The organism is Hyphomicrobium methylovorum, from assembly GCF_013626205.1.
In the GTDB taxonomy this organism is placed as follows: domain Bacteria; phylum Pseudomonadota; class Alphaproteobacteria; order Rhizobiales; family Hyphomicrobiaceae; genus Hyphomicrobium_B; species Hyphomicrobium_B methylovorum.
In genome coordinates, this window is record NZ_QHJE01000001.1 from 1945341 (window position 1) to 1971396 (window position 26056).

Sequence of the window (26056 nt, forward strand, 5' to 3'; positions counted from 1 at the left end):
GCAGACTGAAAGACGAGTGTGCCGCTTCACCGACGAGCGGGTTGGCGGCGATGACCTTCGAGGCTTCAGATTTTCGGCGCGATCGCGACCGGACAGGGCGCACCCTGGGCGCGGTGAGCGATCGTTTCGACGAGGCTCCTCAAAAGCCGCCGCGCGATTTCAAGCGTCTCATTCTTATCGTCGGGTTGGGCGCGTTGTCGTGGGTCGCGACGTACGTCGGTATGCTTGAGCTGATCGAAGCGAACATGGGCGACCTACCGCTCGTGCATCGCGTGATCACCGGGTTCTCGGTCGCCATGCTGATGACGATGATCATCTGGCTGCTCGACCAGTTGTTCCGCCCGCATCCGTTCTCGACCAAGGTCTTCTACGCTTTCGGATACATCTTTCTGTCGCTGATCTCGATCGGCTTTGGCTTCGGTTTTTATTGGAAGGTTCTGGAGAGCCGGGGTGAGGCTTCGCGATCGGCCGAAAGCGCAGTCTCGCAGGTCGAAAATGCGCTTCATGGCGCGTCGACCCGGCTGGAGCAGCTTCAGGGGACGTTGACGCAACTCACGGCGGTTTCAACGGAGAAGGCCGAGCTCGAACGCACGAAGGGAACGTCGTGCCCGAATTCGCGTCCGGGCGACGGTCCGCGCCGCAAGATGCGGGAAGAGGACGCGCAGCGCTTTTCGTTTGCGTCCGAGTTCGTGAAAGGGCGCATCGGTTCCGTCAAAAGCGATATGGCGGCGTTGAACGGCGATCTGGCCAAAGTCGTTTCGGGCGATGCCTCGACGTTCGATGCAAAGACGGGAACGCGTAACGATTTCATGCGGGCGCTGGGCCGTAAGCTGGATCTGACAGTGACCGGGTTCAACGCGTTCCGCACCGATCCGCAGCTTCGCCAGATCCGAGCCGATCTTGGCGACCGGGCAGAGCGGACGATGTTCGGCGATGGCAAGACCGGAAACGTCTCGTGCCCCGATCCGCAGCTACAGATGGCGTTGCGTGGTGTCGTTAAGGCGATCGATCAGCTTCCTGAACTGACGAAGCCCGCGATCGATGCGGTTGAGGGTTCGGAAGCGACCATCGAAGCCTTCCGTCGGTTGACGACGACGTTCTATGGTCTGCTCTCATTTCAAATGCCGCCGTCTGCGGATGAGCTTCGCGAGCTGCAGAAGAAGGCAATTCAGTCGGTCGAGAATGCGGGCGACAAGACGCAACAGAGCGTTCGCGCGTTGAACGATCGCGAGGCCGCGGGGCTTTCGAAACGCGATTACATTCCATTGGCCGTGGCGGTCTTCGTCGATCTTTGCCTGTTTCTGGTGTCGATGGGGCAGCGGCCGGGCGGACGCCTCGATGGGCTGATGCCAAAGATGCAGTCGGCGGAGCGCGGACCGGTGATCGAGATCCTGTCGCGCTTCAACGACATTCATCGTGACGCGGAAATTCGCGAGAATTTCGAACTGTTTCGCCATGTCGTGTTCGACATGAATGGCGACTACTACGTGGCCGTGCCGTTGGATGCGCCACCGCGGCTCAACCCGGCTGAACGCGAAAATCTGCGCGTTGAAGCGCAGCTACTCGCCAATCTGTTTGCGAGCTTTGAGAAAGAGAAAATCTTCAAACGCACGCTTTTGCCGACCACCGCGAGCATTCAGAAGCGCTTGCGGCGGCAGGGGTCGAAATTTGCCGGATCGGAATCATTTCGCGTCTACAAGTTCACGAACGGGGCGTGGTCGGACATCATTCTTGGTGCGGTCATGGGGGCGGCCCGGCGGGCTGAAGCGAGCCGCCGCAATATGGCTGCGAACGACGCTGGACCAATGCTTCCGGAACGCGCCGTAACGGATGCGCCGAAGTCCGTGCGAACGGAGCCGCTTTCTATTCCTGAGCCGCCTGCGAACGCGGGCCGACCGGAACCGCGCTTTGAACGTCGTCCTGCTGCGGCCGCTTCCGCCAATGTCGCCGCACAGAGCCTCACGATTGATCCAGATCATGCCGCCCGCTTCGGTCCGTATGCGGCGGTTTATCATCCGGGAGACGCCGAGCGGGAGTTCGCGCCGCCGCAAGCGCCACGTGTGCGCCGACCGCCGCCGCCTCCGGCACCGGAGGCCGACGTTTCCGTGCGCGCAGCAAACAGCAATACGGCGACCCCCGCGGCCAGCGTGCCGCCGCCCATTCCAGAGATCCGCCCGGCGACCGTGTTCACGATCCCTCGGGCCGCCGTTCGCGAAGAAGGTATGAGCCGTGTTGTGCTTGAGCGGGAAACCGCGACGTTCACGGTTCCGGTGAGCGAGGCGCGGATTCCCGACAGTCTCAGGGCGGCGCTTGCGGCTGCAGCAGGCGAGGCGGATGTCCGGGCACTGCATACGCAAGCGGACGCGGCTGTTGAGATAGATGCCGAGTTTCAGAACCCCGATTTTCCGGGCGACGAGGAGCTTTCGAAGCCTCTGGATACGCGGCTTTCGGCAGCCGATCGCGCCTTCATACGGCGCATTGCTCCGCCCGCTGGCGAATGAAAAACGCTTGGACAGAAAAAGAGATAAGAGCGTCCGCCATAAAACGAACCGAGCGGCAACGCTTGTTTAACGTCTTCCCGGCTTAATGAGTAAGCCGGACCCGTGAGGGTAGTTCGATGAATGAACGAGATCGGCAGGAATTGGGGTTTATCACATGCGCATTTCTTCGCCGTCTAGTCTCATGACGATGGCTCGGACGGATAAGGAAACGCGGCTCAAGAACTTTGTGGCGGAGAGCCTTGCGGCACTTCCGGGTACTCACCGCGGCGCGACGCTGATTGTGCGCAATGGTGACAGCCCCGTGGCTCACGTTCTTGCTGCTGCAATGGCGGACGGCACACTCGATCCGCACCTTGTCCGCGTTATTATCAGCGATACTCACGTTGAAGATATGCATACGCCGTCGCTGCGCGATTTTCCGCTGGCCGCGTGCCGCGTTCTGAAGGATCCGCGTTTTGGTGCGGCTCACGAGCAGCTTGTTATCGGATCTGCGCACGTCTGGATGGGCGATTGCCTGCGCCGCGACCCCAACAAGCGCGATGCCTTCGAACTCTATCACCGCGCAGATCCCGCTACGCAGCGGTTGGCGAATATCTCGTTCGAACGCATGTGGGCTATGGCGACGCCCGTGAAGGCGCTTAAGAGCGACCGGCTTGCACCTGAGATCATCGCGGCTGGACAATCGGACGACGCCGAAGGGATGCCGCGGCCGCATCGCAACTGAGCGGCGACTAGGCTGAACAATTGAGACATTCGAAGAGGCGGGCGCGGATGCGACCCGTCTCTTTTCTTTTTGGCTGGGCCTTTCCGGGTGCGCTGTGAGGCGACTGAGACTGCCGCGACGGCCTTGGTGTCGGACTGGGAGCGATTTTTTCCCTGATCTTATCCCCGCCCTTTAAGGGCGTGATAAAGTTCGCGTCCTTGAAGGCGTTGGGGAAAAAGAGCGCAAGAACGCGCAACGACCAGCAAATCCCTTGTTATCGCCGCGCTTCGGCCGTTCGCCTCTGTTGGGTATCGCTTGGCAGTTCCCGGGGGAATACTGCTCTCCTCTTGGCTGATGCCATGCCCGCTACCTACGCACTCAAACAGGATAGCTCTCATGCTCTTTCTCGCGCGCTTTGTCCTCGCTACGTCGCTGCTGCTGATTGCGCCGACATTCGCGGCCAGTGCAGCCGATAAAACGTTCGCGCATCAAGGCATCGCTGCCGATGCGAAGCGTTATGAAACGTTCTTGAAGGCCAATTGGAAATCTGACGGCCGGACGCCGGCGGCGCTCAAGGCCGAGGCTGAAAAGACGTTTGTCACCGATCCGCGCGCGGCTTCGCGCAATCTCGCAAATGCCGTTGCCCTCAACGGGCAGGATGGCGCAGCGTGGACGCGTCTCGCTGAAGCCCTTCTTGCCATCAAGCCTGATCCGCAGAATACCAGCGAGCGCTATGATTTGCAGATCTATGCGTCGGGCGCTGCATATCGTGGCTACGAGCGGGCCGCGAATACCGCCGATAAGGCACACGCATTGTCTGTACTGGGTGACGCTCTGAAGGGCCGTTCCTATTGGCGTCCGGCGATCGACGCGCTGAAGCTCAGCCTCGAACTCGCCGACAATCAGAAAACCCGCGAGACCTACGATAAGCTCCGTGCCGAATACGGGTTCCGCGTTACGGATTATAAGACCGACAACGAGGCGACACCGCCGCGTCTCTGCCTGCAATTTTCTGAAGACTTGAGCCGCACGCAGTCGGATGTCGCGAAGTTCGTTTCGGTCAATGGCAAGGATCCGCAGAACCTGGTGCAGGAAGGCAAGCAGCTCTGCGTGGAAGGGCTGAAGCACGGCGATCGTTATGTCGTTCAGGTGCGCGCAGGATTGCCATCCGATCTTGGCGAGACGCTGCTCAAGACGTCCGACATGGCGGTCTATGTGCCGGACCGTTCGCCGTTCGTGCGCTTCTCGGGCAAGGCTTACGTTTTGCCGTCGCGCGGCCAGCAGGGCATTCCGGTCGTTACGACCAATACGTCCAAGATCGAGGTTGAAGTTTATCGGATCGGTGATCGCAGCCTTGCGACGACGTTGCAGTCTGGCGACATGCAGCGGCAGCTTTCGAGCTACGACGTCGAGAACATTCGCGATCGCACCGGCGTCAAAGTCTACGCGGGCGAGATGGACATTGCCTCGAAGCTCAATGAGGACGTGACGACGGCCGTGCCTGTCACCGAGGCAACCGGCAAGCTCGAACCCGGCGTTTATGTTGTCGTTGCGAAGCCCACCGAAAAAACGAAGACCGATAGCTACGAGCGCGCGACGCAGTGGTTCATCGTTTCCGATCTCGGGCTGACGGCGTTCACAGGCGGAGATGGCGTGCATGCCTTCGTTCGCTCGCTCAGCGATGCCACCGCGACGCCTGGCACGACCGTCAAGCTGGTCGCTCGGAATAACGAGCTGCTCGCCACGGCGAAAACCGATGAGCACGGGCACGCGAAGTTCGATGCGGCCATCACCAAGGGCGACGGCGGAGCGGCGCCTGCGATCCTCATTGCGGAAAAGGGTGAAGGCGAATTTGCGTTTCTCGATCTGACGCTCAATGCTTTCGATCTGTCGGATCGGGGCGTCAGTGGCCGCGATCCTGCGGGCCCTGTTGACGCTTTCGTTTATACCGAGCGCGGTGTCTATCGTGGCGGCGAAGAGGTGAACATCACTGGCCTCGTTCGCGATCAGTTTGGCAAGGCCTCAACCGTACCGACAACGCTGATCGTGTCGCGGCCCGATGGCGTCGAGCAGACGCGCGTCGTCATGAACGACCAAGGGCTCGGCGGGCGTTCGCTCACCCTGCCGCTGGCAAAGACGGCGATGACCGGCACCTGGCGCTTGTGGCTGCATACTGATCCCAAGGCGCCCGCTATCGCGCAGCGTTCGTTCCTGGTCGAAGATTTCGTGCCTGAACGCCTCGACATGAAGCTGTCTGCCGACGTTCCGGCGCTCACGCCGGAGGAAAGCCGTTCGATCAAAGCGGATGGCCGGTATCTTTACGGTCCACCGGCTGCCGCACTTGGCCTTGAAGGTGAAGTCGTCGTTCGTGCGTCGAACAAGCAAGTGCCTGGATACGCCGGGTACGTGTTCGGGCAGGCGGATGAGTTTGTTAATCCGGCGCGCCAGCCGCTCGAAGCCAATCTCGCGATGGACAAGGACGGCAAAGCATCGATCCCGATCGTGCTGCCGCAGATGGCGCGTACGCCGAAGCCGCTGGAAGCTGCGATTAGCGTCAAGCTTCGCGAAGCTGGCGGGCGTACCATCGAGCGCAACCTCACGCTTCCAGTGGATTTGAAAATCGAACGTATCGGCATCAAGCCGCTGTTTGAAAACATGACGGCGCCCGAAGACCAGAACGCGGGCTTCGATGTTGTGATGCTGAACAAGGACAACAAACCGGAGGCGGCCAGCAATCTCACCTGGACGCTGACGCGTCTTGATACGAACTGGCAGTGGTATCGCCGCGATGGATCGTGGACGTACGATGCCGTGACGGTGAAACGCAAAGTTGGCAGCGGATCGCTTTCGACCACTGCGGACGGACCGGTGCAGATTTCGCAATCGATCGGTTGGGGCCGGTATCGTCTCGACGTTGCATCGAACGACGCCAACGGTCCGGCGTCGAGCGTGATCTTCAATGCGGGCTGGTACACTTCGGGTGATGCCATCGATAGTCCCGAGCAGCTTGACGTGGCGCTCGATAAGGAGAGCTACAAGTCGGGCGACACGGCGAAGCTGCGTATTGCTTCGAAGCTTGGCGGCAGAGCGCTCGTGACAGTGCTCGGCACTGGCATGCACGAGACGAAGGAAGTTGATATTCCGAAGGGCGGCGGCGAGGTCGATGTTCCGGTTTCCGATGCGTGGGGTCCGGGCGCGTATGTGACGGCGCTGCTCTATCGTCCGATGGACGAAGCGCAGAAGCGTATGCCAAGCCGCGCTATCGGTATTCGTTGGCTGCCGGTCGATCAAAGCGGTCGCCAGCTCAAGGTTGACGTCACGCTGCTAGAGAAGGTGAAGTCAGCGGCGAAAGTCACGGTGCCGTTGAAGGTTGAGGGTCTTGCACCGGGAGAACCGGCGCACGTTGTCGTCGCGGCTGTCGATCTCGGCATTCTGAATCTGACGCGCTACGAAACGCCGGCGCCTGAAGCCTGGTTCAATCAGCAGCAGAAACTGGCATTCGAGATCCGCGATTTCTACGGCCGGTTGATCGATGGCATGCGTGCCGATCGCGGCAAGCTGAAATCGGGCGGCGACGCAGGTGCGCCGGTTATGCAGGGCAATCCGACGGTCGAGACGGTTGTGTCGCTCTACTCCGGAATCGTGGACGTGCAAGCGGACGGAACCGCGAGCGTCGATTTCGAACTTCCCGATTTCAACGGGACGGTTCGCGTGATGGCCGTGGCATGGAGCAAGGACAAGGTTGGTCACGGTTCGGGTGATCTGATCGTGCGTGATGCGGTGGCGCTGACCGTTGCCGTTCCCCGCTTCATGACGCTCGGTGACGAGATGAACCTCGGCTTCGATATTCATAACGTCGACGGACCGGATGCGGCTTACAAGCTGTCGCTTGCCCGGAAGGATGGTGACGACAAGAACGAGACGCTGACCGCTATCTCGGAGCAGACGCTCGACCTCAAAGCGGGTGCGCGCTCTATGAAGCGCATTCCGTTCAAGCCGCAGGATCTCGGGCGTCTTACGCTCAGAGCGACAGTGACGGGTCCGAATGACATCGCGGTCAAACGCGAAATGACGTTCGAAGTTCTTCCGCCTGCGGGCGATATCAAGCGGACCACGGTTTCGTCTCTGAAGGCGAACGGTGGAAAGCTCAGCGTATCGGCCGATCTGGCGCAGGATCTCATTCCCTCGCGGACACGCATCAACGTTTCGGTTGGTCCGGCGGCGCGTCTTGATGTGCCGACGCTGCTCGCGCGTCTCGATCGCTATCCGTATGGATGCGCTGAGCAGACGGTGTCGCGCGCGTTGCCGTTGATCGTTGCGAATTCCGTGGCTGCTGATGTTGGTATTGCGGCGGACAGCGCAATCAAGGAGCGTGTGCAGACTGCCGTCGCACGCGTCTTCGAGATGCAGGACTCTTCGGGTGCCTTCGGTGTCTGGGGGCCGTCGAATGCGGATCTCTGGCTCACGGCGTATGTGACGGACTTTTTAACCCGCGCGAAGGAAGCGAGTTACACCGTGCCGCGTGAAGGCTTCAATCGCGCGCTGGACCGACTGCAGAACTTCATTGCGTATGCGTCGGACTTCGAGAAGGGCGGAGAGGATCGCGCTTACGCGCTTTACGTTCTTGCCCGTAACGGCCGCGCGCCGGTTGGTGATCTGCGTTATTACGCGGACGAGCGCATCGAACGTTTCTCTACGCCGCTTGCCAAAGCGCAGCTGGGTGCAGCTCTCGCGATGATGGGCGATAAAGAACGGGCCGAACGTGCCTTCAAGTCGGCGTTGGCTGCTCTACCCGATGCGACGCCGGATACGGGCTATCGCCGCGACTACGGTTCGACGCTGCGCGATGGCGCTGCGCTTGTTGCGCTCGCTGCGGAATCCGGCATTGCCCGCGATCAGCAGCCGCGTTTGGCGAATGTCATCGCCAAGGCATACGAAACGCGCAGCTATACCTCGACGCAGGAACAGGCGTGGATGCTGCTCGCAGCGAAGGCGCTGAACGACGATGTTAAGGGAACGAAGCTGACGGTCGACGGCAAGCCTGTGACGGGTCCGCTTCTTAGAGGCCTGAAGCCTGCTGAATTGAAGGACGGAGCGTTGACGATCACCAACTCCGGCGACGCCGCGGTCGATGCCGTCATCTCGGTCATTGGCGCAGCGCTAACTCCGGAACCCGCCGCATCGAAGGGTTTCAAGATCGAACGTCAAGCCTACACGCTTGATGGAAAGAAGGTCGATCTGAAGAGCCTTGGCGGCGGAAAATCCGATGTGAAGCAGAACGATCGCTTCGTCATCACCGTCAAGGTCACGTCGGATGAAGCAGCGGGTCGTGTCATGGTCGTCGATCATCTGCCCGCCGGGTTCGAGATCGAGAACCCGCATCTTGTCGATAGCGGTTCGATCTCCGGATTGAATTGGCTGAAATCGACGTCGGAGCCCGAGCATACCGAGTTCCGCGATGACCGCTTCGTCGCCGCGTTCAACTTCTCGAACGTGCGCGCCGGACGTGGTGATCCAGAGAACGCTTCGGAGGAAGCGGAGGGCGAAGGCGGATCGGAGAACGATGCCGTCGTGATGCCGGACGGTACGGCGCAGAAGATGCAGCCCGTCAGCACGACGCTGGCCTACATCGTTCGCGCCGTTAATCCGGGCACGTTCGTCCATCCGGCGGCGACGGTGGAAGATATGTACCGCCCTGACCGGTACGCGCGCACGGCTGCTGGTACGCTGACCGTTTCGGCGAAGGAGTAAGCGGCGTGCGTCGAGGCATTCTGCGCGTGTTCGATCGGCGACGTGGGACCGCCCCCTCACCGCAACCCTCTCCCCAACGGGAGAGGGGGAAGGGGTGGAAAGCGTGGAAAGCGTTGGCCGCTGCTTGTGCGGTGGCGATGCTTGCGTCCGCCGGCGGTGCGTACGCGCTGTATCGAACGGCGATTGCGGACGCCGGACCGTTGCCGCTCGACTCTGCGAAATCGGTTTCGGTGACTGTTGTCGATCGCGATGAGCGGTTGCTCCGCGCCTTCACAACGACGGAGGGCAAGTGGCGGCTGCCGCTCGATCCGAAAGATGTCGATCCGAACTATCTCAAGCTGCTTTTCGCGTTCGAAGACCGGCGTTTCTACGAGCATCACGGCGTTGATACGAAAGCCGTTGCGCGGGCGGTTGTGCAAATGGTGCGGCACGCTCGGCTCGTGTCGGGTGGTTCCACGTTGACGATGCAGGTTGCGCGGCTGCTCGACGGTAAGCACGAGCGCACGCCGTTCGGTAAGCTCCGGCAGATGGCGCGTGCGATTGAACTCGAACGGACGCTCTCGAAGACTGAGATTTTGAAGCTCTATCTGCGCCTCGCGCCGTTCGGCGGAAATCTGGAAGGCGTGCGTGCGGCGTCGCTCGCGTATTTCGGCAAGGAGCCGCGACGATTGTCGTTCGGGGAAGCGGCGCTGCTGGTGGCGTTGCCGCAGTCGCCGGAGTTGCGCCGTCTCGACCGGTATCCGGATGCTGCACGGCGGGCGCGGGATCGCGTTCTGGAGAGCGCGGTTGCGGCTCATGCGATTACGGAAGCGGAAGCCGCGAAGGCCAAGACCGAGCGCATGCCGGTGACGCGGTACGCGTTTCCGATGTTTGCGCCGCACCTGACCGAAACGGAAGTGAAGGCGCGTCCGCAAGACAGCATCGTCAAGCTGACGCTCGATCGGAATTTGCAGGCGAGCCTCGAGAAGCTAGCGGGTGAACAGGCCCGGCTGATTGGCGACAAGGTATCGGCCGCGATCATCGTTGCGGATCATCAGACAGGCGAAATTCTCGCCCAGGTCGGCTCTCCCGGTTACATGGATCGCGACCGCCAAGGCGCCGTCGATATGGCAAATGCGGTGCGTTCGCCGGGTTCGACGTTGAAGCCGTTTATCTTCGGTCTTGCATTCGAATCCGGGCTTGCCCATCCGGAAACGCTGATCGACGACAGGCCCGTGCGCTTCGGCACGTATAGCCCCAAGAATTTTGACGAGACGTATCATGGCACGGTGTCGGTGCGCGAGGCGCTGGCGCAGTCGTTGAACATTCCGGCGGTGCGTGCGTTGTCGCGCGTCGGCCCTGGGAAACTTGCGGGGCGGTTCCGCCGCGCGGGTGTGACGGCACGCTTTCCTGATAAATCCGAGCCGACACTCGCGATGGCGCTTGGCGGGACAGGTATGACGCTGCTCGATCTGACGCAGCTTTACACGTCGCTGGCTCGCGGTGGCGACAGCATCGAGCTTTTCCATCGCACTGACGCGCGGGCTCGCGTGGCGGCTGCCACTCGTGTCAAACCGCTCGTGAATGCGCATCGCCTGATGTCGCCGCTTGCTGCGTGGTATGTGACCGACATTCTGAAAGATGCGCCACCACCGCAGAGCGCCAAAGGTGGACGTTTCGCATACAAGACGGGCACGTCTTACGGATATCGCGATGCATGGGCGATTGGCTACGATGGCCGGTATGTCGTTGCCGCGTGGGTGGGACGTCCGGACAATTCGAGCGTGCCGGGTATTCTCGGGCGGACGGCTGCCGCGCCGATTTTGTTCGATGCCTTCCAGCGTGTTTCGGCAAAGCGATCGCCGTTGCGCAGCGCGCCAGCTACGGCTCTTCTGGTGAAGAACGCCGATCTTCCGGCGCCGCTGAAGCGCTGGCGCGATCCCGGTGACGATCCGGCGTCAGGCCGGTATCTCGAACCGCCGGTTCTGATTTCTTTCCCGCCGGATCAGTCGGAAATCGAAGCGGCCGAGCATTCGGAAGATCCACTCGTGCTGAAGGCGGACGGCGGCGCGCTGCCGTTGACGTGGCTGATCGACGGGGTGCCGATTGCGTCGGATGCGCATTCGCGTGAGGCCGATTGGCAGCCGGGCGGCGCGGGGTTCGCGAAATTGACCGTCATCGACGCCAACGGCCGGACGGACCGGGTCTCCGTACGTTTACGGTGACGATGTGTAGGATGGCGCGTCGACGAGTGCCGGGATAGGGTTTTATCCCGATGACAATCGTCTGAGATCGCATGCTGCGCGCATCCTCATATTTCCGCCGATCGATGGTCGCTCTTGCGGCATCCGCCGCCTTGGCGCTCAGCCTTGGGGCGTGCAGCGAGGGCAAACACGACGGGGATTCGGCGCGCACGCTTCCGAAGCTTGGAGCGAATGTCGACGAGACGTCGGTGTCTGGTATCTCGTCCGGCGCCTACATGGCCGGGCAGTTTCAGATGGCGCACGCGAAGCGCGTCGTCGGCGCGGCGATCATTGCGGGCGGGCCATATGGCTGTTCAGAGAGTATATTCGCCAGCGCTATTCCGGGAACGGGTACGGCACTGCTCAACTTGAGCAAGGCTATCAACGGCTGCATGCTGGATCTGCTCGGGGTTTGGGGCGTGGCCGATCCGACCGAGCTTGCACGCAAGGCCGAAGAGCGTGCCGCCAGGGGCGAAATCGATCCTATCGATGATGTTCGCCGCGACCGGATTTATCTTTTCACCGGCAAGGCGGATCACACGGTCGTGCCGTCGATCGTGAAAGATGCGGCCCTCTTCTATGCCAAGCTCGGCGTGCCGGAGGAGAACATCAAGCTCGTATCCGATCTTCCGGCGGGCCATGCCTTCGTGACGGACGGCGAGGGAAATTCCTGCTCAGTGTCCGGTACACCTTATGTCGTCAACTGCAATTACGATCAGGCGGGAAGCCTGTTGGCGCAAATATACGGTCCTTTGACGCCGCGCGTTGCCAGGTTGGATGGGGACTTCATCAATTTCGATCAGCGTCCGTTCGGCGCCAGCGGAAGTAGCGGCGGACTTGCCGAAACGGGTGTCGTCTATGTTCCGAAGGCGTGCCGCGAACAAGCCGGGTGCCGCGTGCACATCGCCTTCCATGGTTGTGCGCAGAACCGGGAAATGGTCGGCGACCAGTTCATCAAAGAATCGGGTTTTGCCCGTTGGGCCGACACGAACCGGATGATCATCCTGTTTCCCCAGGTCGCAACATCGTCTATCAATCCGCAGGGGTGCTGGGATTGGTGGGGATATACCGGCCCGGAGTATCTAACGCGCACCGCGCCTCAGATTGACGCAGTGAACCGGATGCTCGATGCCTTGCGCGCGGACGGCGGACCGGCATAAACGCGTGTCGCGATTTTTTTCCGAGACCTGACGCGCAGCGGCGTGACGGTTGATCTGAATTCGCGGCACCGTGACCGATCGAGGAGACGGCCGATGCTCATTCGCGACTTCCCAATTTTGCAGACCGGGTTTTGGCCAGAACGTTCGATTGGTTTGGCATCGGGCCGGTCGCGCTGGCGGCGTGGTGTGGACGTTGCCGCGACGGTTCTGACGATGGGTATGGTGGTTGTCGCCGCCGCAATGCCGAATGATCGCGATGACACGGGAGTTGCCGCGTCTACGCCACCACCAGCTTCGACGGCCCTTCATCCTGGCCGCGAGTCGACGTTCGGTGCGTATCTCGGTGCGCCCTATCATTATCCCAGCGATTTCCATCTCAAGAAGCCCGGCGTCCACGATCTGACGATCAAGAACGTTGATTGGTATACGAAGCCATTTGAGAACCCGCTGTATTACGGCGCGCGTCTGCAGCGTTGGTTCGAAGGCGGCAGGTTCGGCTCGATGCTGGATTTTACGCATTCGAAGGCCTACGCGCCGATGGGCGAGGACAAGCCGTTCGAAGGCACGCTCGATGGCAAGCCGGTGCCCGCGACCGCAAAGCCGGGCGCGTATTTCAACAAACTCGAATGGTCGCATGGGCACAACATGCTGACGCTCAACGGTCTCGTGCGTCTGCCATCGCTCGGAGTCATTTCGCCTTACGCCGGAGTGGGCGCGGGGCTTTCATTTCCGCATTCGGAAATTCATCTGAAGAGCGATCCCTCGCGAACATACGAATATCAGTACACGGGCCCGATCGGACAGGCTCTGTTCGGGTTGGAGTTCCGCCTGCGGACCGGATCGATTTTCATCGAGTATAAATTTACGACGGCTGATTATTGGGGGCCGCTCACCGGGCGTGACGGCACCTGGTTCCCGATCGATATGTGGCGGCAGATCTCGCGTTGGTGGTCTGGCGAAGAGCCGAAGGACGGTTGGGCGGGCGCAAAGCTGACGAGCCATCAGGCTATCGGCGGGTTCCTTGTTCGCTTCACGCCCGGGCAGACGGCGGCACCGTAAGTCTTTTTGGACGATGACTGCCGAGGTGAGAAGCGCGCGGGTGTGTGCGACGCTTCTTGCGCTCCGTCGACGATAGACGGTCTGGATCAGAAGACGGTCTGGATCAGAAGCGCTTCAGCAAGCGATCGATGTAGTCGAGCTCATCTTGTGGGCGGAGGCTCTCGCCGGAACGCCTGCGCAGTTCTTCAAGGATTTCGCGTGCCCGCTGTGCATCGATCGCGTCTGGCACTTTCACAGACGTTCCTTGGTCTGGGCCTTGTGCACGTTGCGGCCGTCCTAACGGATCGCGCGGCGAGTTGCCTCCGCGGCCGAGGCGCTGCTGTGCGTTCTGCTGCATCTGCTCGGCCATTTGCTGCGCGCTCTGGCGCATTTGGTCGAGCGCTTGCGCCTGCTGGTTGGACGCCTCGTCGAGGTCGCCCTGGCGCAACGCCTCTTCCGCTTTGCCCATGGCGTCTTGCGCGTTTCCGAGTTTCTCCGGATCGCCAACGCCCATCTGCTCGAGATCTTTCTTCAGTTTTTCGAGCTCGTTCTTAAGCTGAGCCTGTCGGTCCTGCAGACTACCCTTGCCGCGCTGCTGACTGCCCGAACGACCGCCTTGGCCTTGCTGACCTTGGCCCTGCCGGTCCTGTCCTTGTTGCCCTTGCTGTCCCTGGCCTTGTTGACCCTGCTGGCCTTGTCCTTCGTTGCCTTGCTGCCCGGGCTCCATGCCGCCCTGCTGTTCGCCATCACCGTTGGGATCGTCCTGCGAGCCGCCGCGCTGGCCGTCCTGCTGGCGCTGCTTGCCGAATGTATCGTCCATCAGCTGCTGTTGCTTGCCCGTGAGGTCGCTCAGTTGATTGAGCTTCTTCATCATCTCCTGGGCGCGCTGCTGCTGTTCGCGCGCTTCCGGCGTGTTCCCGGCCTGCAAGCGATCCATGAGTTCGCGCAGCTCGGACAGCATGCGTTCGGCTTCTTCGCGCGAACCGTTGCGGGCGTTCTTCTCCAGGTCCTTCATCATCTGGTCGAGGTCGTTCTGCCCCAGCTGCTGCATGTCTTCGTTCTGCTGCTGCTGGTTCGGATCGGACGGATTGTCCTTCTCCGCGTTCTTCTGCATCTCGCTCAGATAATCGTTCAGCTTCTTTTTGAGATCAGCGAGCGCGTCTTGAATCTCTTTGTCGTCGGCGCCTTTCTGAAGGGCATCAGACAAACGATCCTGCGCGTCTTTCAGATTGCGTTCGGCCTGCGAGAGGTTGCCATCTTCCACGCGGAGCGCGATCTGCCACAACTCCGCAACGGACGAAGCGATCGCTTCACGCGAACCTTGGCGTTCGATGCGATGAAAGACAGAGCGCAATCCGAGATAGACGGTTGTGTCGTTGATGAAGCCTTCTGGTTCCATCGTCAGCGCGTCGAGTGCGCGCGCAACCATTGGACGGTTGCGTGAGTCGACGGCGAGTTTGCCGCGCTGTTCGATCAGTGCGCGTGCCAAAGGATTTTTGAAACGCCGCGCTGGTAAAACCATTTCGATTGCCGCGCTTCGGCCGACTTGGCCCGCAACGTCGGTTGCCTCCAGCCAGAGTTCGACGCGCTGCCCGGCCCAGGGATGTTCGCCAACCTCAAGGAGATCGGACCCTTCGACCGTTTTGGCTCCCGGACGCGACAGCTTCAGCGATAGAACCGGGGGACGTTCGAGCGGCAGACGCGGGCCGGTGAGCGGGGCAGGGCGTGCCCAAGCCGTGCGCGGGTCGCCTTCCTTTGGTGCAATCTGCCGGACTTTCACAGCGGCATTGGAAACGCCGTAGTCATCCTCGGCCTTGAACGCGACGCGCATCGATCCGCGCGGCGTGGCGGTGATGTCTTTCGTCAGCGTGATTTTCGGTAGTTCGTCGGGGATGACGTCAAACGTCCATTGTCCGAGTTCGTGCGAACCGGAGAGCGCGCGGACGCGCGCAGATTTGCGAACCTCGAAGCGCGCTTCCGATACGTTCGATGTGTCGCCCGCTTTTGGCTTTTGCGCTTCGATGCGTGTCGGTTCGGCTGAGCCGTCGCTTAGCACTTCGATGCTAACGCCGGACGAGCCGAAGCCGACACCGCGCAAAGTCAGCAGGCTGCGGTCAGGCACCGTGAAGAAACGCTTCTTGTCGTCGTCCGCAGCCTGGGCGCCGCCCGTTGCGCCGTCGGACAACATGACGGGCGGTAGAGCGGTGTAGGGCGGCGGCGTGATCCATGCGTCGACGCGGGTTGCGGGACCGAGCCCCGGAACGCCGAAGCGGAACGCAGAAGCAAGCCGGTCGCTCAAGCTGCCCGTGGCGAGAAGAGCTGCCGGGATGAGCAGAAGGATCGCGAGGCTTCGTAAAGCGACGGGATCGAAGCGGTCCGTGCGTGGTCGTGGGGGACCGATGCGCAGGCGCGCAATCATCTTCGCCAACCGCTCGCGATGCGCCTGCCAGAGTGCGCTTGTTGCCGCGTTGGTGGTGCCGGACGAAAGCGTGTCCTCATACGAGGTCGCGGGCCGGTGGGGCACGCCGGATCTCTGCTCGATGCGGCGTACGGCTTCTTCGCGAGTGGGCCAGGGAATTCGGACCGCATAGATGAGCGCTGCGATTGCCGCTGCTGCGAATGCTGCCAGAGCGATCTTATGTGCGATGTCGCCGAGGTGCGGCCAGACGCCGGTGAACGACACGAAGACGAAAAGAGCCGCGAGGCCGATCAGCAGCCAGAGGCGCGGCCAAAGGCGTTCGAACGCCAGCGCAAGTCCGCTGAGGCGAACCTTACGGGCGAACGAACGCGACAACGGGGAATCCTGCTTGGGAGCCTCGGCCATAGCCCTAAACCTAACATACCGCCACGCCCCCGCAGCTTAACAAAATGCAACGTTAACGAGGCTAAATCCTGACCGATTTCAACGTGGTCGCCGCCCAAATGTTTCGCAAAATTCTTAAAGGGAGGCTAGCTGAGCGTCAGTCGGCGAGCCAAGGGGGGCGGGCGTCGGCGGCGATCAGGTCGTCGTACGTCGGCCGGGGGCGGACCACGGCGTATTCGCTGCCGCGGACGAGGACTTCCGGGACCGGCAAGCGCGTGTTGTACGCAGAGGACATCACGGCACCGTAGGCGCCCGCGGTCATGACGGCGAGCAGGTCGTCGGGCTGGACTTGCGGCAGGGCGCGTTCCAGGGCCAGATAGTCGCCCGTTTCGCACACGGGGCCGACGATGTCCTGCGCAACGGGCGCCATGTCATTGCGGACTTCTTCGACCGGCCAGATCTCGTGGTAGGCCTCGTAGAGCGTCGGGCGAATGAGGTCGTTCATTGCCGCGTCCACGATCGTGAAGGTCTTTTCCTGACCTTCCTTGACATAAAGCACGCGCGTGACCAGCACGCCCGCGTTGCCGACAATCATGCGGCCGGGCTCGAGAACGAGCTTCAATCCCAGATCGCCGAGAGCGGACTTGACGACATTCGCATAATCTTCCGGCGAGGGTGGCAGTTCGTTGTTGCCGCGATAGGGCACGCCAAGGCCGCCGCCGATGTCGAGGTGCGTCAGGGGAATGCCGTCCGCCATCAGATTGCGCGCAAGGTCACGCAGCAGCGCGAACGCGTCGCGGAAGGGCGCGGCGTCGGTGATCTGACTGCCGATGTGCATGTGAATGCCGGAAATCTTGATGCCCGGAAGTTTTGCGGCGCGTGCGTAGAGTTCGCGCGCCTTGTCGTAAGGGACGCCGAATTTGTTTTCGGCCTTGCCGGTCGAGATTTTTGCGTGCGTCTTGGCGTCAACGTCGGGGTTGACGCGGATCGCGATCGACGCCGTTTTGCCCGCCGCTGCCGCGACTTCGCTCAGCGCGAACAGTTCCGGCTCGCTTTCGACGTTGAAGCCGAGAATGCCTTCGTTGAGTGCATACGCCATTTCGCCGCGCGTTTTGCCAACGCCTGCGAAAATGATCTTTGAAGCTGGTACACCTGCGGCCCGCGCGCGGCGCAGTTCTCCCTCGGACACGACGTCCATGCCAGCGCCGAGACGTGCGAGCGTTGCCAGCACTGCCTGATTTGAGTTGGCTTTGACGGCGAAACAGATGAGCGCGTTCTGGCTCTGAAATGCTTCAGCCAGCACCTGATAGTGGCGTTCGATGGTCGCCGTTGAATAGCAATAGAACGGCGTTCCGACTTCAGCGGCGATACGTGCGAGGCTTACGTCCTCAGCATGGAGAATGCCGGACTTATAGTGGAAATGGTGCATGGGCTTTCGCGGTTTGGATTGTTCCGCCCGGTAATGCCCGCCGCGGGGGGCATTCGTCCAGAACTATCGTGCGCGAGGAGGCCCTTAACGAAGCAGCGGATCGAGGATGAAGCCTTCATGCTTCTTCTGCGGGGCTTCGGAGTTTTGGCCGGGATCGCGTGCGTCGGGCGACGTGGCTTCTCCGGCGACCTTTGCCTGAGGCGGGGGTTCGAGCGGGCCTTTGACGCCGCAGCCCGCAAACCCCAGGCCCACGGCGCTGACGAGCGCCAGAGCAATCCAGGACTTCGTGCGCGGAAACGCCATGCGTTCTCGTCTCCAAACCAAATTGGCCCGCTTTATTGGTGGCAGGCTACCCTCAGACTGGTTTTAGTCCTTCCCGCGGCCCTTTTCCAACCGCCGGAGCCACTGACGCGCCATTTTGAGGACGTTCTGTGGCGAAGTTCCACCATAGCTGGTTCGGCTCTTGACCGAGTTTTCGACCGAAAGCACCGAAAACACTGGCTTGGTGATCTTTGGCTCGACGCTTTGCATTTCGCTCAACGTGAGCTGATCGAGGTCGACACCCTTTTTTTCTGCCAGTTTGACGATGGTGCCAGTGACGTGGTGGGCGTCGCGGAACGGCAGCTTCAGTTCTTTCACGAGCCAGTCGGCAAGGTCCGTCGCCGTGGAATAGCCGCGGCCTGCCGCCGCTCGCATGGCTTCGGCGTTCGGTTCGAGGTCTCCGATCATGCCGGCCATCGCTGCAATGATGAGGCGCAGGTTCGCGAAGGCATCGAACGTCGCCTCCTTATCTTCCTGCATATCCTTGGAGTAAGCCAGCGGAAGACCCTTCATGACCATCACGAGGCCCTGGAAGGACGCTGCAACACGTCCGGCCTTGGCGCGCGCCAGCTCCGCCGCATCGGGGTTGCGCTTTTGCGGCATGATGGACGAGCCGGTCGTGAAGCGGTCTGACAGCGTAACGAAGCCGAACTGGGGGGTCATCCAGATCACGATCTCTTCGGCGAGGCGCGAGAAATGCACCGCTGTGATCGTTGCCGCAGCAAGTGTTTCGAGTGCGAAGTCGCGGTCAGAGACGCCATCGAGCGAATTGGCCATTGGCCGGTCGAAGCCGAGCGCTTCCGCTGTTTTCTTGCGGTCTATCGGGAACGAGGTGCCTGCGAGCGCGGCGGAGCCAAGCGGGCTTTCGTTGAGGCGCTTGCGGGCATCGGCGAAGCGTCCCCGGTCGCGCGCGATCATCTCGACGTATGCGAGAAGGTGGTGTCCGAACGTGACAGGCTGCGCGGGCTGAAGGTGGGTGAAGCCCGGCATGACGGTTGCTGCGTGTTTTTCCGCTTTCTCTGCGAGCGCTTGCTGCACGCCTTCGAGCGCCGCATCGATGCCGTCGATTGCGTCGCGTACGTACAGCCGGAAATCGGTCGCCACCTGATCGTTGCGCGAGCGTGCCGTGTGGAGGCGTCCCGCCGCTGCGCCGACGATGGTTTTGAGGCGGCTTTCGACGTTCATATGTACGTCTTCAAGCTCGCGGGAGAACTCGAACGTGCCGGCTGCGATCTCGGCCGCGATCTGATCCAGGCCCTTAACGATCTCGCGTGCATCGGATTTGGTAATGATTCCGGCTTCGGCGAGCATCTGGGCGTGCGCCTTTGAGCCGCGAATGTCCTGCGGAGCTAATTGCTTGTCGAAGCCGATGGAGGCATTTATCTCCTGCATGATCTCTGCGGGAGACATTGCGAAGCGGCCACCCCACATAGAGTTGGCGGATTTATCGGTCACGAATGGCTCCCACGGCTTTGAAGGAATAGAGGTATCAGATGGCGGCGAACGGCGCGTCAGTGGCGCAAAAGGCCCTGTGGATTATTGCACTGTCAGCACTCATCGGCTTTGGCGCCGTATACTTGATCGGAGGCCGGTTCGACAACGCGACTTCTCCGGACTCCACCGCCGTTGCGCAGGATATGTCGCCGCCGAGCGTCGGAGCTGGGTCTGAATCCGGCTTCAAACTGGGTAAAATGGCGGCTTTCGTCACGAAGAAGACGCCCGAAGCGTTGCCTGACGTCAGTTTTGAAGACGAGTCGGGGAAGACAGTGATGCTGTCGAGCCTGAAGGGAAAAACGGTGCTGCTCAATCTCTGGGCCACCTGGTGCGCTCCCTGCAAGGAGGAGATGCCCTCGCTCGACCGGCTGCAGCAGAGCCTTGGCGGGGACGGTTTCGAGGTCGTGGCGCTCAGCCTCGATCGGAAGGGCTACGCCGCGTCGCGCAAGTTCCTCGATGACATGAACGCGCATGCGATCAAGCTCTACGCCGATCCCACCTCGAAGCAGGGGATGCAGTTGCGGCCGATCGGAATGCCCACGACGATCCTGATCAACAAGGACGGAATGGAAGTCGGCCGTCTTTCGGGCTCGGCCGAGTGGGATTCCGAGGAAGCGAAATCTCTTATCAAATCGGCGATGAACTAACGCCACGAACGAAATGCGCCACGCGTTGCATCCGGTCGATATGCATTCGACCTGGGCAGGCGTGGCGTTTGCTTCGCAACTCAGCGATGAAATTTAGGCTTTTTTCTTCGCCTTGACCTTCTGGGTCAGCGCGGACGCAGCGGCTGACTTCGCTTCCTTGCTCGCTGTGCGCGAGCGAAGGATTTTCGAAGCGGCGGTCGCGACCCGGCGGCTTGTCGTTTCTTTTGGGTTGTGCGCCTGCGTCAGCGCCGAAGCGGCAACCGACTTTTCCGCCTTGCTCGCGGTCTTGCTGCGCAACACTTTCGACGCCGCCGAAGACACCCGCCTGCTGGTGGTTTCCGGTTTAGCCATGGAAGTCTTTTTCGCCATGGAAGTTTTTCCTTGGGTTGCGAGCATCCGCGGTAGGCGGATGGGCGGCCGGAGGATGGCTGATTCGTATACGGAGCGTAATTCGCCTTGTGGAGGTACGGCGTGTTTGGAAGGGGAAACCGAGGCGCCCGGTCTGATCCCTGTGTGAGCCCGAATTGACACCCCGCAAGCAAGGGGCGACAAGGCCTTCCCACAGACACCTGACAGACCGGAGACCTCCTCGAAATGGCCGACGCAAATCTCAAGCAAACCATCGACGCAGCATGGGAAAATCGCGATGCCATTTCCTTTGCGACCAAGGGCGAGGTGCGCGACGCTGTTGAAACGGCGCTGGACCTTTTGGACAAGGGTGAGCTCCGCGTCGCCGAGAAGGTTGACGGCGCCTGGACAGTAAACCAGTGGCTCAAGAAGGCCGTGCTTTTATCGTTCCGTCTCAATGACATGGAGACGATTTCTGGCGGCCCGGCGGGCAGTCTCTATTGGGATAAGGTGCCGCCGAAGTTCGCTGGCTGGACCGAGGCCGACTTCCGCAAGGGCGGCTTCCGCGTGTTGCCCGGCGCCATCGTGCGGCGCTCGGCCTACATTGCGCCGGGTGCAGTGCTTCTGCCTTCGTTCGTCAATCTCGGCGCCCGCGTCGAGAGCGGCACCATGGTCGACACCTGGGCGACGGTCGGCAGCTGCGCGCAGATCGGCAAGAACTGCCACATCTCGGGCGGCGCTGGTATCGGCGGCGTGCTGGAGCCGCTGCAGGCTGGCCCGGTGATTATCGAAGATAACTGCTTCATCGGTGCGCGCGCCGAAGTGGCCGAGGGCGTCGAAGTCGGCGAGGGTTCCGTGCTGTCGATGGGTGTCTACCTGGGCGCGTCGACCACGATTTTCGACCGTACGACGGGCGAGAAATTCTTTGGCAAGGTGCCGCCGTATTCCGTAATCGTGTCGGGTACAATGCCCGGCAAGCCGCTTCCCAACGGCGAGCCCGGACCGAACCTCTATTGCGCCGTCATCGTGAAGCGCGTCGATGAAAAGACGCGCAGCAAGACCAGCATCAACGAGCTTCTTCGGGATTAAAACCCTTGGCGAAGTCGACCCACCTCTATCGCTCGCTGGACGCCGACAAGGTTATTGCGACGCTCGACAAGCTCGGGCTTCGCATCAGTCAGCGATTTCCGGGGTCTGGGCTTTCGCGGGTTTGTGAAGATCTGATTTCGCTCGCCAAGCAAACGTCGAAGCGTATCGAGTATGTCTCGCGGCCGAACTGGGGCATGCGGATCTTGCTGTTTGTGCTCGTCGCGAGCGTGATCGGTTCGCTCGCGTTTCTTGTGTCTCAGGCAACGGCTTTCAAGGGCACCGACGAGTGGTCTGAGGCGCTGCAGGGTCTCGATGCGCTGTTCAACATCGCCGTGCTGCTTGGCGGCGCGGCGTTTTTCATGTCCACATTGGAGACGCGTTGGAAGCGTGCTCGCGCGCTTTCGGCTCTGCATGAGTTGAGGTCAATCGTGCATGTCATCGACATGCACCAGCTCACCAAGGATCCGAGCATGATGGGTGCGGCGCGCACATCGGATTCGCCCCATCGAGATCTCGATCCCTTTTCGTTGATGCGCTATCTCGATTACTGTTCCGAGATGTTGTCGCTCACGGCGAAGTGTGCGGCTCTTTATGCGGAGCGGCTGAGTGATGCCGTCGTCGTTGATACGGTTGGCGATATCGAGCGACTGACGTCAGAGCTTTCAAGTAAGATTTGGCAGAAGATCACCATGGTTCAGAGCCTTGAGGACCGCAACATGCCGGGGCCCGTGGTTAAATACAAACCGAGGGCCGACGCGCAATGACACTTGTTCCGACCGATTCCGTAGCGCTGGCACAGGCGCTGATCCGCTGCGAAAGCGTGACGCCCGACGAGGGCGGGGCATTGACGCTGCTGCAGAACATTCTCGAACCGGCGGGGTTCACATGCCACCGCCTCGTGTTCACCGAGCCGGGCACGCCGGACGTCGATAATCTGTATGCGCGGCTTGGCAATGGACGGCCGCATCTCTGCTTCGCGGGGCATACGGACGTCGTGCCGGTTGGAAACGAAGCCGCGTGGACGGTTCCGCCGTTTGCAGGTGAGATCCGGGACGGCATTCTCTACGGCCGCGGCGCCGTTGATATGAAAGGGTGTGTTGCGGCATTTGTTTCCGCAGCGTTGAAGTACATTGATCGGTTCGGTCGTTTGCCACGCGGATCTTTGTCGTTCCTGATTACGGGCGACGAGGAAGGGGCATCGATCAACGGAACGGCGAAAGTCCTCGACTGGCTGAAGGCGCGGGACGAGGTGGTGGATGCGTGTCTGGTTGGCGAGCCCTCGAATCCGCGTGCGCTGGGAGACGAGATCCGTATCGGTCGCCGTGGGTCGCTCAATGCCGAACTTCTGATCCACGGCAAGCAGGGTCATTCCGCCTATCCGCAAATCGCGGACAATCCGGTGCCGAAACTGGCGCGGATTATCGATCGGCTGTCCTCGGCTACGATTGATAACGGGACGGAGAACTTTCAGCCGTCGAACTTGCAGGTGACGGTGATTTCCGTGCCGAATACGGCGACGAACGTCATCCCCGGCCGCGCGCTTGCGAAATTCAACATACGTTACAACGATGGTTGGACGCGGCCCAAGATCGAAGCCTGGGTTCGCGAAACGACGGAGCGTGCCGCGGCCGAGATTGGCGCGCAGTACGATTTGTCGTTCTCGGGAACGGGCGACGTGTTTCTGACGAAGCCTGGTCCTCTGGTGACCACGCTGAAAGAGGCTGTGCGATCGGTGACGGGACGAACGCCCGCGTTGACGACGGGCGGCGGAACATCCGACGCGCGTTTCATCAAGGACATTTGTCCGGTGGTCGAGTTTGGGCTCGTCAACGCGACGATCCATCAGGTGGATGAGCACACGAGCGTCAGCGACCTCGAAATGCTGACCGAAGTCTACGGTCGCTTTATCAGCAACTATTTCGCGGACGGCTGAGGCACTGCGCCGTTCGAAACATCTGCTGCGGTCCGGGATTCATTGGGAACGTGAATGGCTGACGACTCTTCTCAGACCATTATCGATCTCTATCGACGTCATGCTCAGACGTGGACGACGGCGCGGGGCAAGACCCTCATGGAAGGCGCGTGGATCGAACGATTTGCGGCGCTGCTCAGGCCGAATGCGCGGTTGCTCGATATCGGCTGTGGTTCTGGGGAACCGATTGCGCGTGCGCTTTCGGGCTTGGGGCATGCTGTGACGGGCGTGGATAGCTCGCCGGAGATGATAGCGCTGTTCCGCGCTAACTTCCCCGAGGCGGCCTCCCACGTTGCGGATATGCGGCGTCTCAAGCTGGGGACGACGTTTGATGGTATCGTGGCGTGGGACAGTTTCTTCCACCTCGCGCCGGACGATCAGCGCGCGATGTTTCCGATCTTCCGCGATCACGCTGTATCCGGCGCGCCGTTGATGTTCACGAGCGGTCCAAGTTTCGGGGAGGCGATCGGAACGCTGGAAGGCGAGCCGCTTTATCACGCAAGTCTTGATCCGCAGGAGTATCGTCAGCTCCTCGATCAGAACGATTTCGATGTGGTCGACCACGTTCGTGAGGATCCCGCCTGCGGCAATCACACGATCTGGTTGGCGCGCCGACGATAGGCCGTTGCTGTCCTCAGTATCTCTGCCTGCTGATCTTCATTTGTCAGACACTGCGCATGGAAAAGCCGCCCCGGCAAAGCGGAGCGGCTTCTATAGAACAGACCTGTCTCGGTCGCCTTAGACGAGCTCTTTGAGCTCTTTGGCGGCGCGGAAGGCGATCTTCTTCGATGCCTTGATCTTGATGGCTTCGCCCGTTGCCGGGTTGCGGCCCATGCGTGCCGGACGTTTGCGTACCTGGAGAACGCCGAGGCCGCCGATGCGGATGCGGGCGCCCTTCTTGAGGTGCTTGCCGATCGCGGTCACCAGGTCTTCGAGAAGCGCGATGGACTGCTTCTTCGGAATCTCGTGAGCTTCTGCCAGAGCCGCAGCCATATGCTTCAGCGTGACGGTCTCAATCTTTGCAGCAGGTGCCTTTGCCGCTGTCTTTGCAGCTGCCTTCGCCGGTGCCTTCGCCATGGTTATCCCTCTCATCTGCGAATCGGTTTCATCTCGAACACTACATCGTCGAAACTCGAAAACACGCGGTTTTCGGGCCTATTTCGAATGAAGCGCGCGAAAAAAGCAGCATTTGTGGCGGGAAAGCAAGCGGCAGATTGGCGTTTGTCGCAAAAAATCGCCGAAACCGGTGGGTTTCGGCGATGTTTTGGAAATCAGAGGTGGCCCGACGGACGCGTCAGTTTAGAGAACGACGGCCGTTCCGCCGGAGACGTCGATGGTCTGGCCGGTGATCCAGCGCGAGTTTGGTCCGGCGAGAAACGCCACAACGTCGGCGATGTCGTTGGTTTTCCCAACTCGTTTCAGCGCCTGTTTGCCCACCATGAATGCGCTGGTATCCGGGTCTGAAACGAGTGCTGCGGCCATGTCGGTATCTACGACGCCGGGCGCAATCGCATTCACGGTGATGTTGCGTCCGCCAAGTTCGGCGGCGAGTACCTGCGTGAGAGTGTTGAGCGGCGTTTTGAGGATTGAATAGGCGGGCAACCCTGTCGCCGGTAGGCGGGCGACCACGCTCGACGTCGAGATGACGCGGCCGCCATCCTTCAAGCGCTTGACGGCTTCCTGCGTGATGAAGAAGAGCGACTTGACGTTGACGTTATAGATTTCGTCGAACACGGCTTCCGTCGTATCCGCGAACCCCACGAACGGTGCGATGCCCGCATTGTTGATGAGAATGTCAAACTTGGTGTCGCCGGTGCGGGCGGAGAGTTCTTGGTCGAGGCCTGCGAATAAAGCTTGCGCCGCTCCCGTTTTGCTCAGGTCCGCGCCGACGACGAAAGCGTCGCCGCCTTTGGCCTTGATACCGGCGACGACCTCGTCCGCTCCGGATTTGCTTTTGCCGTAATGCACAGCAACGAGTGCTCCCTCGGCGGCGAGCGTTTCTGCGATCGCGCGGCCAATGCCGCGGCTGCCGCCGGTTACGAGTGCGATTTTTCCAGCAAGTTCTTCGACATGTCTCTGTTCCTTCGTTTGCAGGTCTCGGACCGCCGCTTGGCGTCCGCCCTTAGCGCCGAGACACCTAAGATCATTAGTCCCGTAGTTCAAGAATATGGAACTATTGAAACATGAGTTTCGTCACTTTACATATGCGACATGGTGAGACTCTTTGTTCATCCGGCCATCGAACAGGTGACGCTTGAGGGCGTGCTGTACGCGCTTGCCGATCCTGCACGCCTTGAAATCGTCAAGCGTTTGGCTGGCGAGACTTGTGGCCTGAATTGCTCGGCGGCTGCGCCGGTCGATTTGCCGAAATCGACGCAGTCGCATCACTTCCGGATTCTTCGGGAAGCCGGTCTCGTGCGCTCGGAGCGGCGCGGGACGGAAGTCGTCAATGAGCTGCGTTGCGGAGAAATCGAGAAGCGCTTTCCGGGTGTCGTCTCTGCAATCCTCAAAGCGAGCGAAAAAGCGAAGCGCCGTTGAGGCGGTTGCTTCGCATTGGCACGTTGGCTGACTTTGGGAT

At 61.0% G+C, this 26056-nt stretch carries 19 protein-coding genes; 12 read left to right on the forward strand and 7 right to left on the reverse strand.

Translation table 11 applies throughout. The features are described from left to right. Nucleotides 1-50: 50 nt before the first annotated feature. The 6 genes from DLM45_RS09470 to DLM45_RS09495 all read left to right on the forward strand — a co-directional run bounded on the left by DLM45_RS09470 (nt 51) and on the right by DLM45_RS09495 (nt 13396). A complete protein-coding gene (locus DLM45_RS09470) occupies nt 51-2501 on the forward strand; it encodes a hypothetical protein (protein ID WP_246317263.1) in 2451 nt (816 codons plus the stop codon). Nucleotides 2502-2655: 154 nt separating this feature from the next. Beyond that, nucleotides 2656-3225: a hypothetical protein gene (locus DLM45_RS09475; protein ID WP_181336882.1), complete on the forward strand. Its 570-nt coding sequence runs from the start codon at nt 2656-2658 to the stop codon at nt 3223-3225. Nucleotides 3226-3600: 375 nt separating this feature from the next. Then, on the forward strand, nt 3601-8955 hold the full coding sequence (locus tag DLM45_RS09480; RefSeq protein ID WP_181336883.1) for an alpha-2-macroglobulin family protein: 5355 nt from the start codon (nt 3601-3603) through the stop codon (nt 8953-8955). 137 nt (nt 8956-9092) lie between these two features. Further along, nucleotides 9093-11159: a penicillin-binding protein 1C gene (pbpC, locus tag DLM45_RS09485; RefSeq protein WP_181336884.1), complete on the forward strand. Its 2067-nt coding sequence runs from the start codon at nt 9093-9095 to the stop codon at nt 11157-11159. Between the two features lie 71 nt (nt 11160-11230). Continuing rightward, on the forward strand, nt 11231-12337 hold the full coding sequence (locus DLM45_RS09490) for an extracellular catalytic domain type 2 short-chain-length polyhydroxyalkanoate depolymerase (RefSeq protein WP_246317265.1): 1107 nt from the start codon (nt 11231-11233) through the stop codon (nt 12335-12337). Between the two features lie 93 nt (nt 12338-12430). Further along, the gene (locus DLM45_RS09495; RefSeq protein ID WP_246317266.1) at nt 12431-13396 is read left to right on the forward strand and encodes a hypothetical protein; all 966 of its coding nucleotides are present in this window, start codon (nt 12431-12433) and stop codon (nt 13394-13396) included. 103 nt (nt 13397-13499) lie between these two features. Here the strand turns inward: DLM45_RS09495 and DLM45_RS09500 are convergent, their stop codons facing one another. From DLM45_RS09500 to argH, 4 genes are all read right to left on the reverse strand, one after another. Next, on the reverse strand, nt 13500-16169 hold the full coding sequence (locus tag DLM45_RS09500; protein WP_246317268.1) for a TIGR02302 family protein: 2670 nt from the start codon (nt 16167-16169) through the stop codon (nt 13500-13502). 166 nt (nt 16170-16335) lie between these two features. Next, on the reverse strand, nt 16336-17607 hold the full coding sequence (gene lysA / locus DLM45_RS09505) for a diaminopimelate decarboxylase (RefSeq protein WP_181336886.1): 1272 nt from the start codon (nt 17605-17607) through the stop codon (nt 16336-16338). Nucleotides 17608-17691: 84 nt separating this feature from the next. Next, on the reverse strand, nt 17692-17910 hold the full coding sequence (gene lptM / locus DLM45_RS09510) for an LPS translocon maturation chaperone LptM (protein WP_181336887.1): 219 nt from the start codon (nt 17908-17910) through the stop codon (nt 17692-17694). Between the two features lie 63 nt (nt 17911-17973). Further along, nucleotides 17974-19383 carry an argininosuccinate lyase gene (gene argH, locus DLM45_RS09515; RefSeq protein ID WP_181336888.1) on the reverse strand — a complete coding sequence of 470 codons (1410 nt, stop codon included), beginning with the start codon at nt 19381-19383 and terminating at the stop codon, nt 17974-17976. Nucleotides 19384-19421: 38 nt separating this feature from the next. Between argH and DLM45_RS09520 the strand changes: the two genes are divergently transcribed. Continuing rightward, nucleotides 19422-20069 (forward strand): TlpA family protein disulfide reductase, encoded by a 648-nt coding sequence (locus tag DLM45_RS09520; RefSeq protein ID WP_181336889.1) that lies wholly within the window; start codon nt 19422-19424, stop codon nt 20067-20069. 93 nt (nt 20070-20162) lie between these two features. Here the strand turns inward: DLM45_RS09520 and DLM45_RS09525 are convergent, their stop codons facing one another. Then, a complete protein-coding gene (locus tag DLM45_RS09525) occupies nt 20163-20438 on the reverse strand; it encodes a hypothetical protein (protein WP_246317270.1) in 276 nt (91 codons plus the stop codon). A 225-nt stretch (nt 20439-20663) separates the two neighbouring features. Here DLM45_RS09525 and dapD point away from each other — a divergent pair, with 225 nt between their 5' ends. The 4 genes from dapD to DLM45_RS09545 are packed head-to-tail and all read left to right on the forward strand — an operon-like array spanning nt 20664 to nt 24099. Beyond that, on the forward strand, nt 20664-21506 hold the full coding sequence (dapD, locus tag DLM45_RS09530; protein WP_181336890.1) for a 2,3,4,5-tetrahydropyridine-2,6-dicarboxylate N-succinyltransferase: 843 nt from the start codon (nt 20664-20666) through the stop codon (nt 21504-21506). Nucleotides 21507-21511: 5 nt separating this feature from the next. Then, the gene (locus DLM45_RS09535) at nt 21512-22270 is read left to right on the forward strand and encodes a hypothetical protein (protein WP_181336891.1); all 759 of its coding nucleotides are present in this window, start codon (nt 21512-21514) and stop codon (nt 22268-22270) included. Further along, on the forward strand, nt 22267-23439 hold the full coding sequence (gene dapE / locus DLM45_RS09540; RefSeq protein WP_181336892.1) for a succinyl-diaminopimelate desuccinylase: 1173 nt from the start codon (nt 22267-22269) through the stop codon (nt 23437-23439). The genes DLM45_RS09535 and dapE overlap by 4 nt, the downstream gene beginning before the upstream one ends. Nucleotides 23440-23493: 54 nt before the next feature. After that, complete coding sequence (locus DLM45_RS09545) at nt 23494-24099, forward strand: class I SAM-dependent DNA methyltransferase (protein WP_181336893.1); 606 nt, start codon at nt 23494-23496, stop codon at nt 24097-24099. 117 nt (nt 24100-24216) lie between these two features. On the opposite strand, the gene DLM45_RS09550 is transcribed toward DLM45_RS09545, so the two are convergent. Then, nucleotides 24217-24555 carry an HU family DNA-binding protein gene (locus DLM45_RS09550; RefSeq protein ID WP_181336894.1) on the reverse strand — a complete coding sequence of 113 codons (339 nt, stop codon included), beginning with the start codon at nt 24553-24555 and terminating at the stop codon, nt 24217-24219. A 222-nt stretch (nt 24556-24777) separates the two neighbouring features. Next, complete coding sequence (locus tag DLM45_RS09555) at nt 24778-25641, reverse strand: SDR family NAD(P)-dependent oxidoreductase (protein WP_246317272.1); 864 nt, start codon at nt 25639-25641, stop codon at nt 24778-24780. Between the two features lie 48 nt (nt 25642-25689). Here DLM45_RS09555 and DLM45_RS09560 point away from each other — a divergent pair, with 48 nt between their 5' ends. Then, nucleotides 25690-26016, forward strand: coding sequence for an ArsR/SmtB family transcription factor (locus DLM45_RS09560; RefSeq protein ID WP_181336895.1), 327 nt, complete (start codon nt 25690-25692; stop codon nt 26014-26016). Nucleotides 26017-26056 lie beyond the last annotated feature (40 nt).

Bases quoted from the DNA above. Each gene is read 5' to 3' on its own strand.
- DLM45_RS09550 (WP_181336894.1), bottom strand. From the start codon at position 24,555: ATGGCGAAGGCACCGGCGAAGGCAGCTGCAAAGACAGCGGCAAAGGCA.
- dapE (WP_181336892.1), top strand. From the start codon at position 22,267: ATGACACTTGTTCCGACCGATTCCGTAGCGCTGGCACAGGCGCTGATC.
- DLM45_RS09480 (WP_181336883.1), top strand. From the start codon at position 3,601: ATGCTCTTTCTCGCGCGCTTTGTCCTCGCTACGTCGCTGCTGCTGATT.
- DLM45_RS09525 (WP_246317270.1), bottom strand. From the start codon at position 20,438: ATGGCGAAAAAGACTTCCATGGCTAAACCGGAAACCACCAGCAGGCGG.
- DLM45_RS09560 (WP_181336895.1), top strand. From the start codon at position 25,690: ATGGTGAGACTCTTTGTTCATCCGGCCATCGAACAGGTGACGCTTGAG.
- lptM (WP_181336887.1), bottom strand. From the start codon at position 17,910: ATGGCGTTTCCGCGCACGAAGTCCTGGATTGCTCTGGCGCTCGTCAGC.
- DLM45_RS09470 (WP_246317263.1), top strand. From the start codon at position 51: ATGACCTTCGAGGCTTCAGATTTTCGGCGCGATCGCGACCGGACAGGG.
- dapD (WP_181336890.1), top strand. From the start codon at position 20,664: ATGGCCGACGCAAATCTCAAGCAAACCATCGACGCAGCATGGGAAAAT.
- lysA (WP_181336886.1), bottom strand. From the start codon at position 17,607: ATGCACCATTTCCACTATAAGTCCGGCATTCTCCATGCTGAGGACGTA.
- DLM45_RS09490 (WP_246317265.1), top strand. From the start codon at position 11,231: ATGCTGCGCGCATCCTCATATTTCCGCCGATCGATGGTCGCTCTTGCG.
- pbpC (WP_181336884.1), top strand. From the start codon at position 9,093: ATGCTTGCGTCCGCCGGCGGTGCGTACGCGCTGTATCGAACGGCGATT.
- DLM45_RS09545 (WP_181336893.1), top strand. From the start codon at position 23,494: ATGGCTGACGACTCTTCTCAGACCATTATCGATCTCTATCGACGTCAT.
- DLM45_RS09520 (WP_181336889.1), top strand. From the start codon at position 19,422: ATGGCGGCGAACGGCGCGTCAGTGGCGCAAAAGGCCCTGTGGATTATT.
- DLM45_RS09495 (WP_246317266.1), top strand. From the start codon at position 12,431: ATGCTCATTCGCGACTTCCCAATTTTGCAGACCGGGTTTTGGCCAGAA.
- DLM45_RS09475 (WP_181336882.1), top strand. From the start codon at position 2,656: ATGCGCATTTCTTCGCCGTCTAGTCTCATGACGATGGCTCGGACGGAT.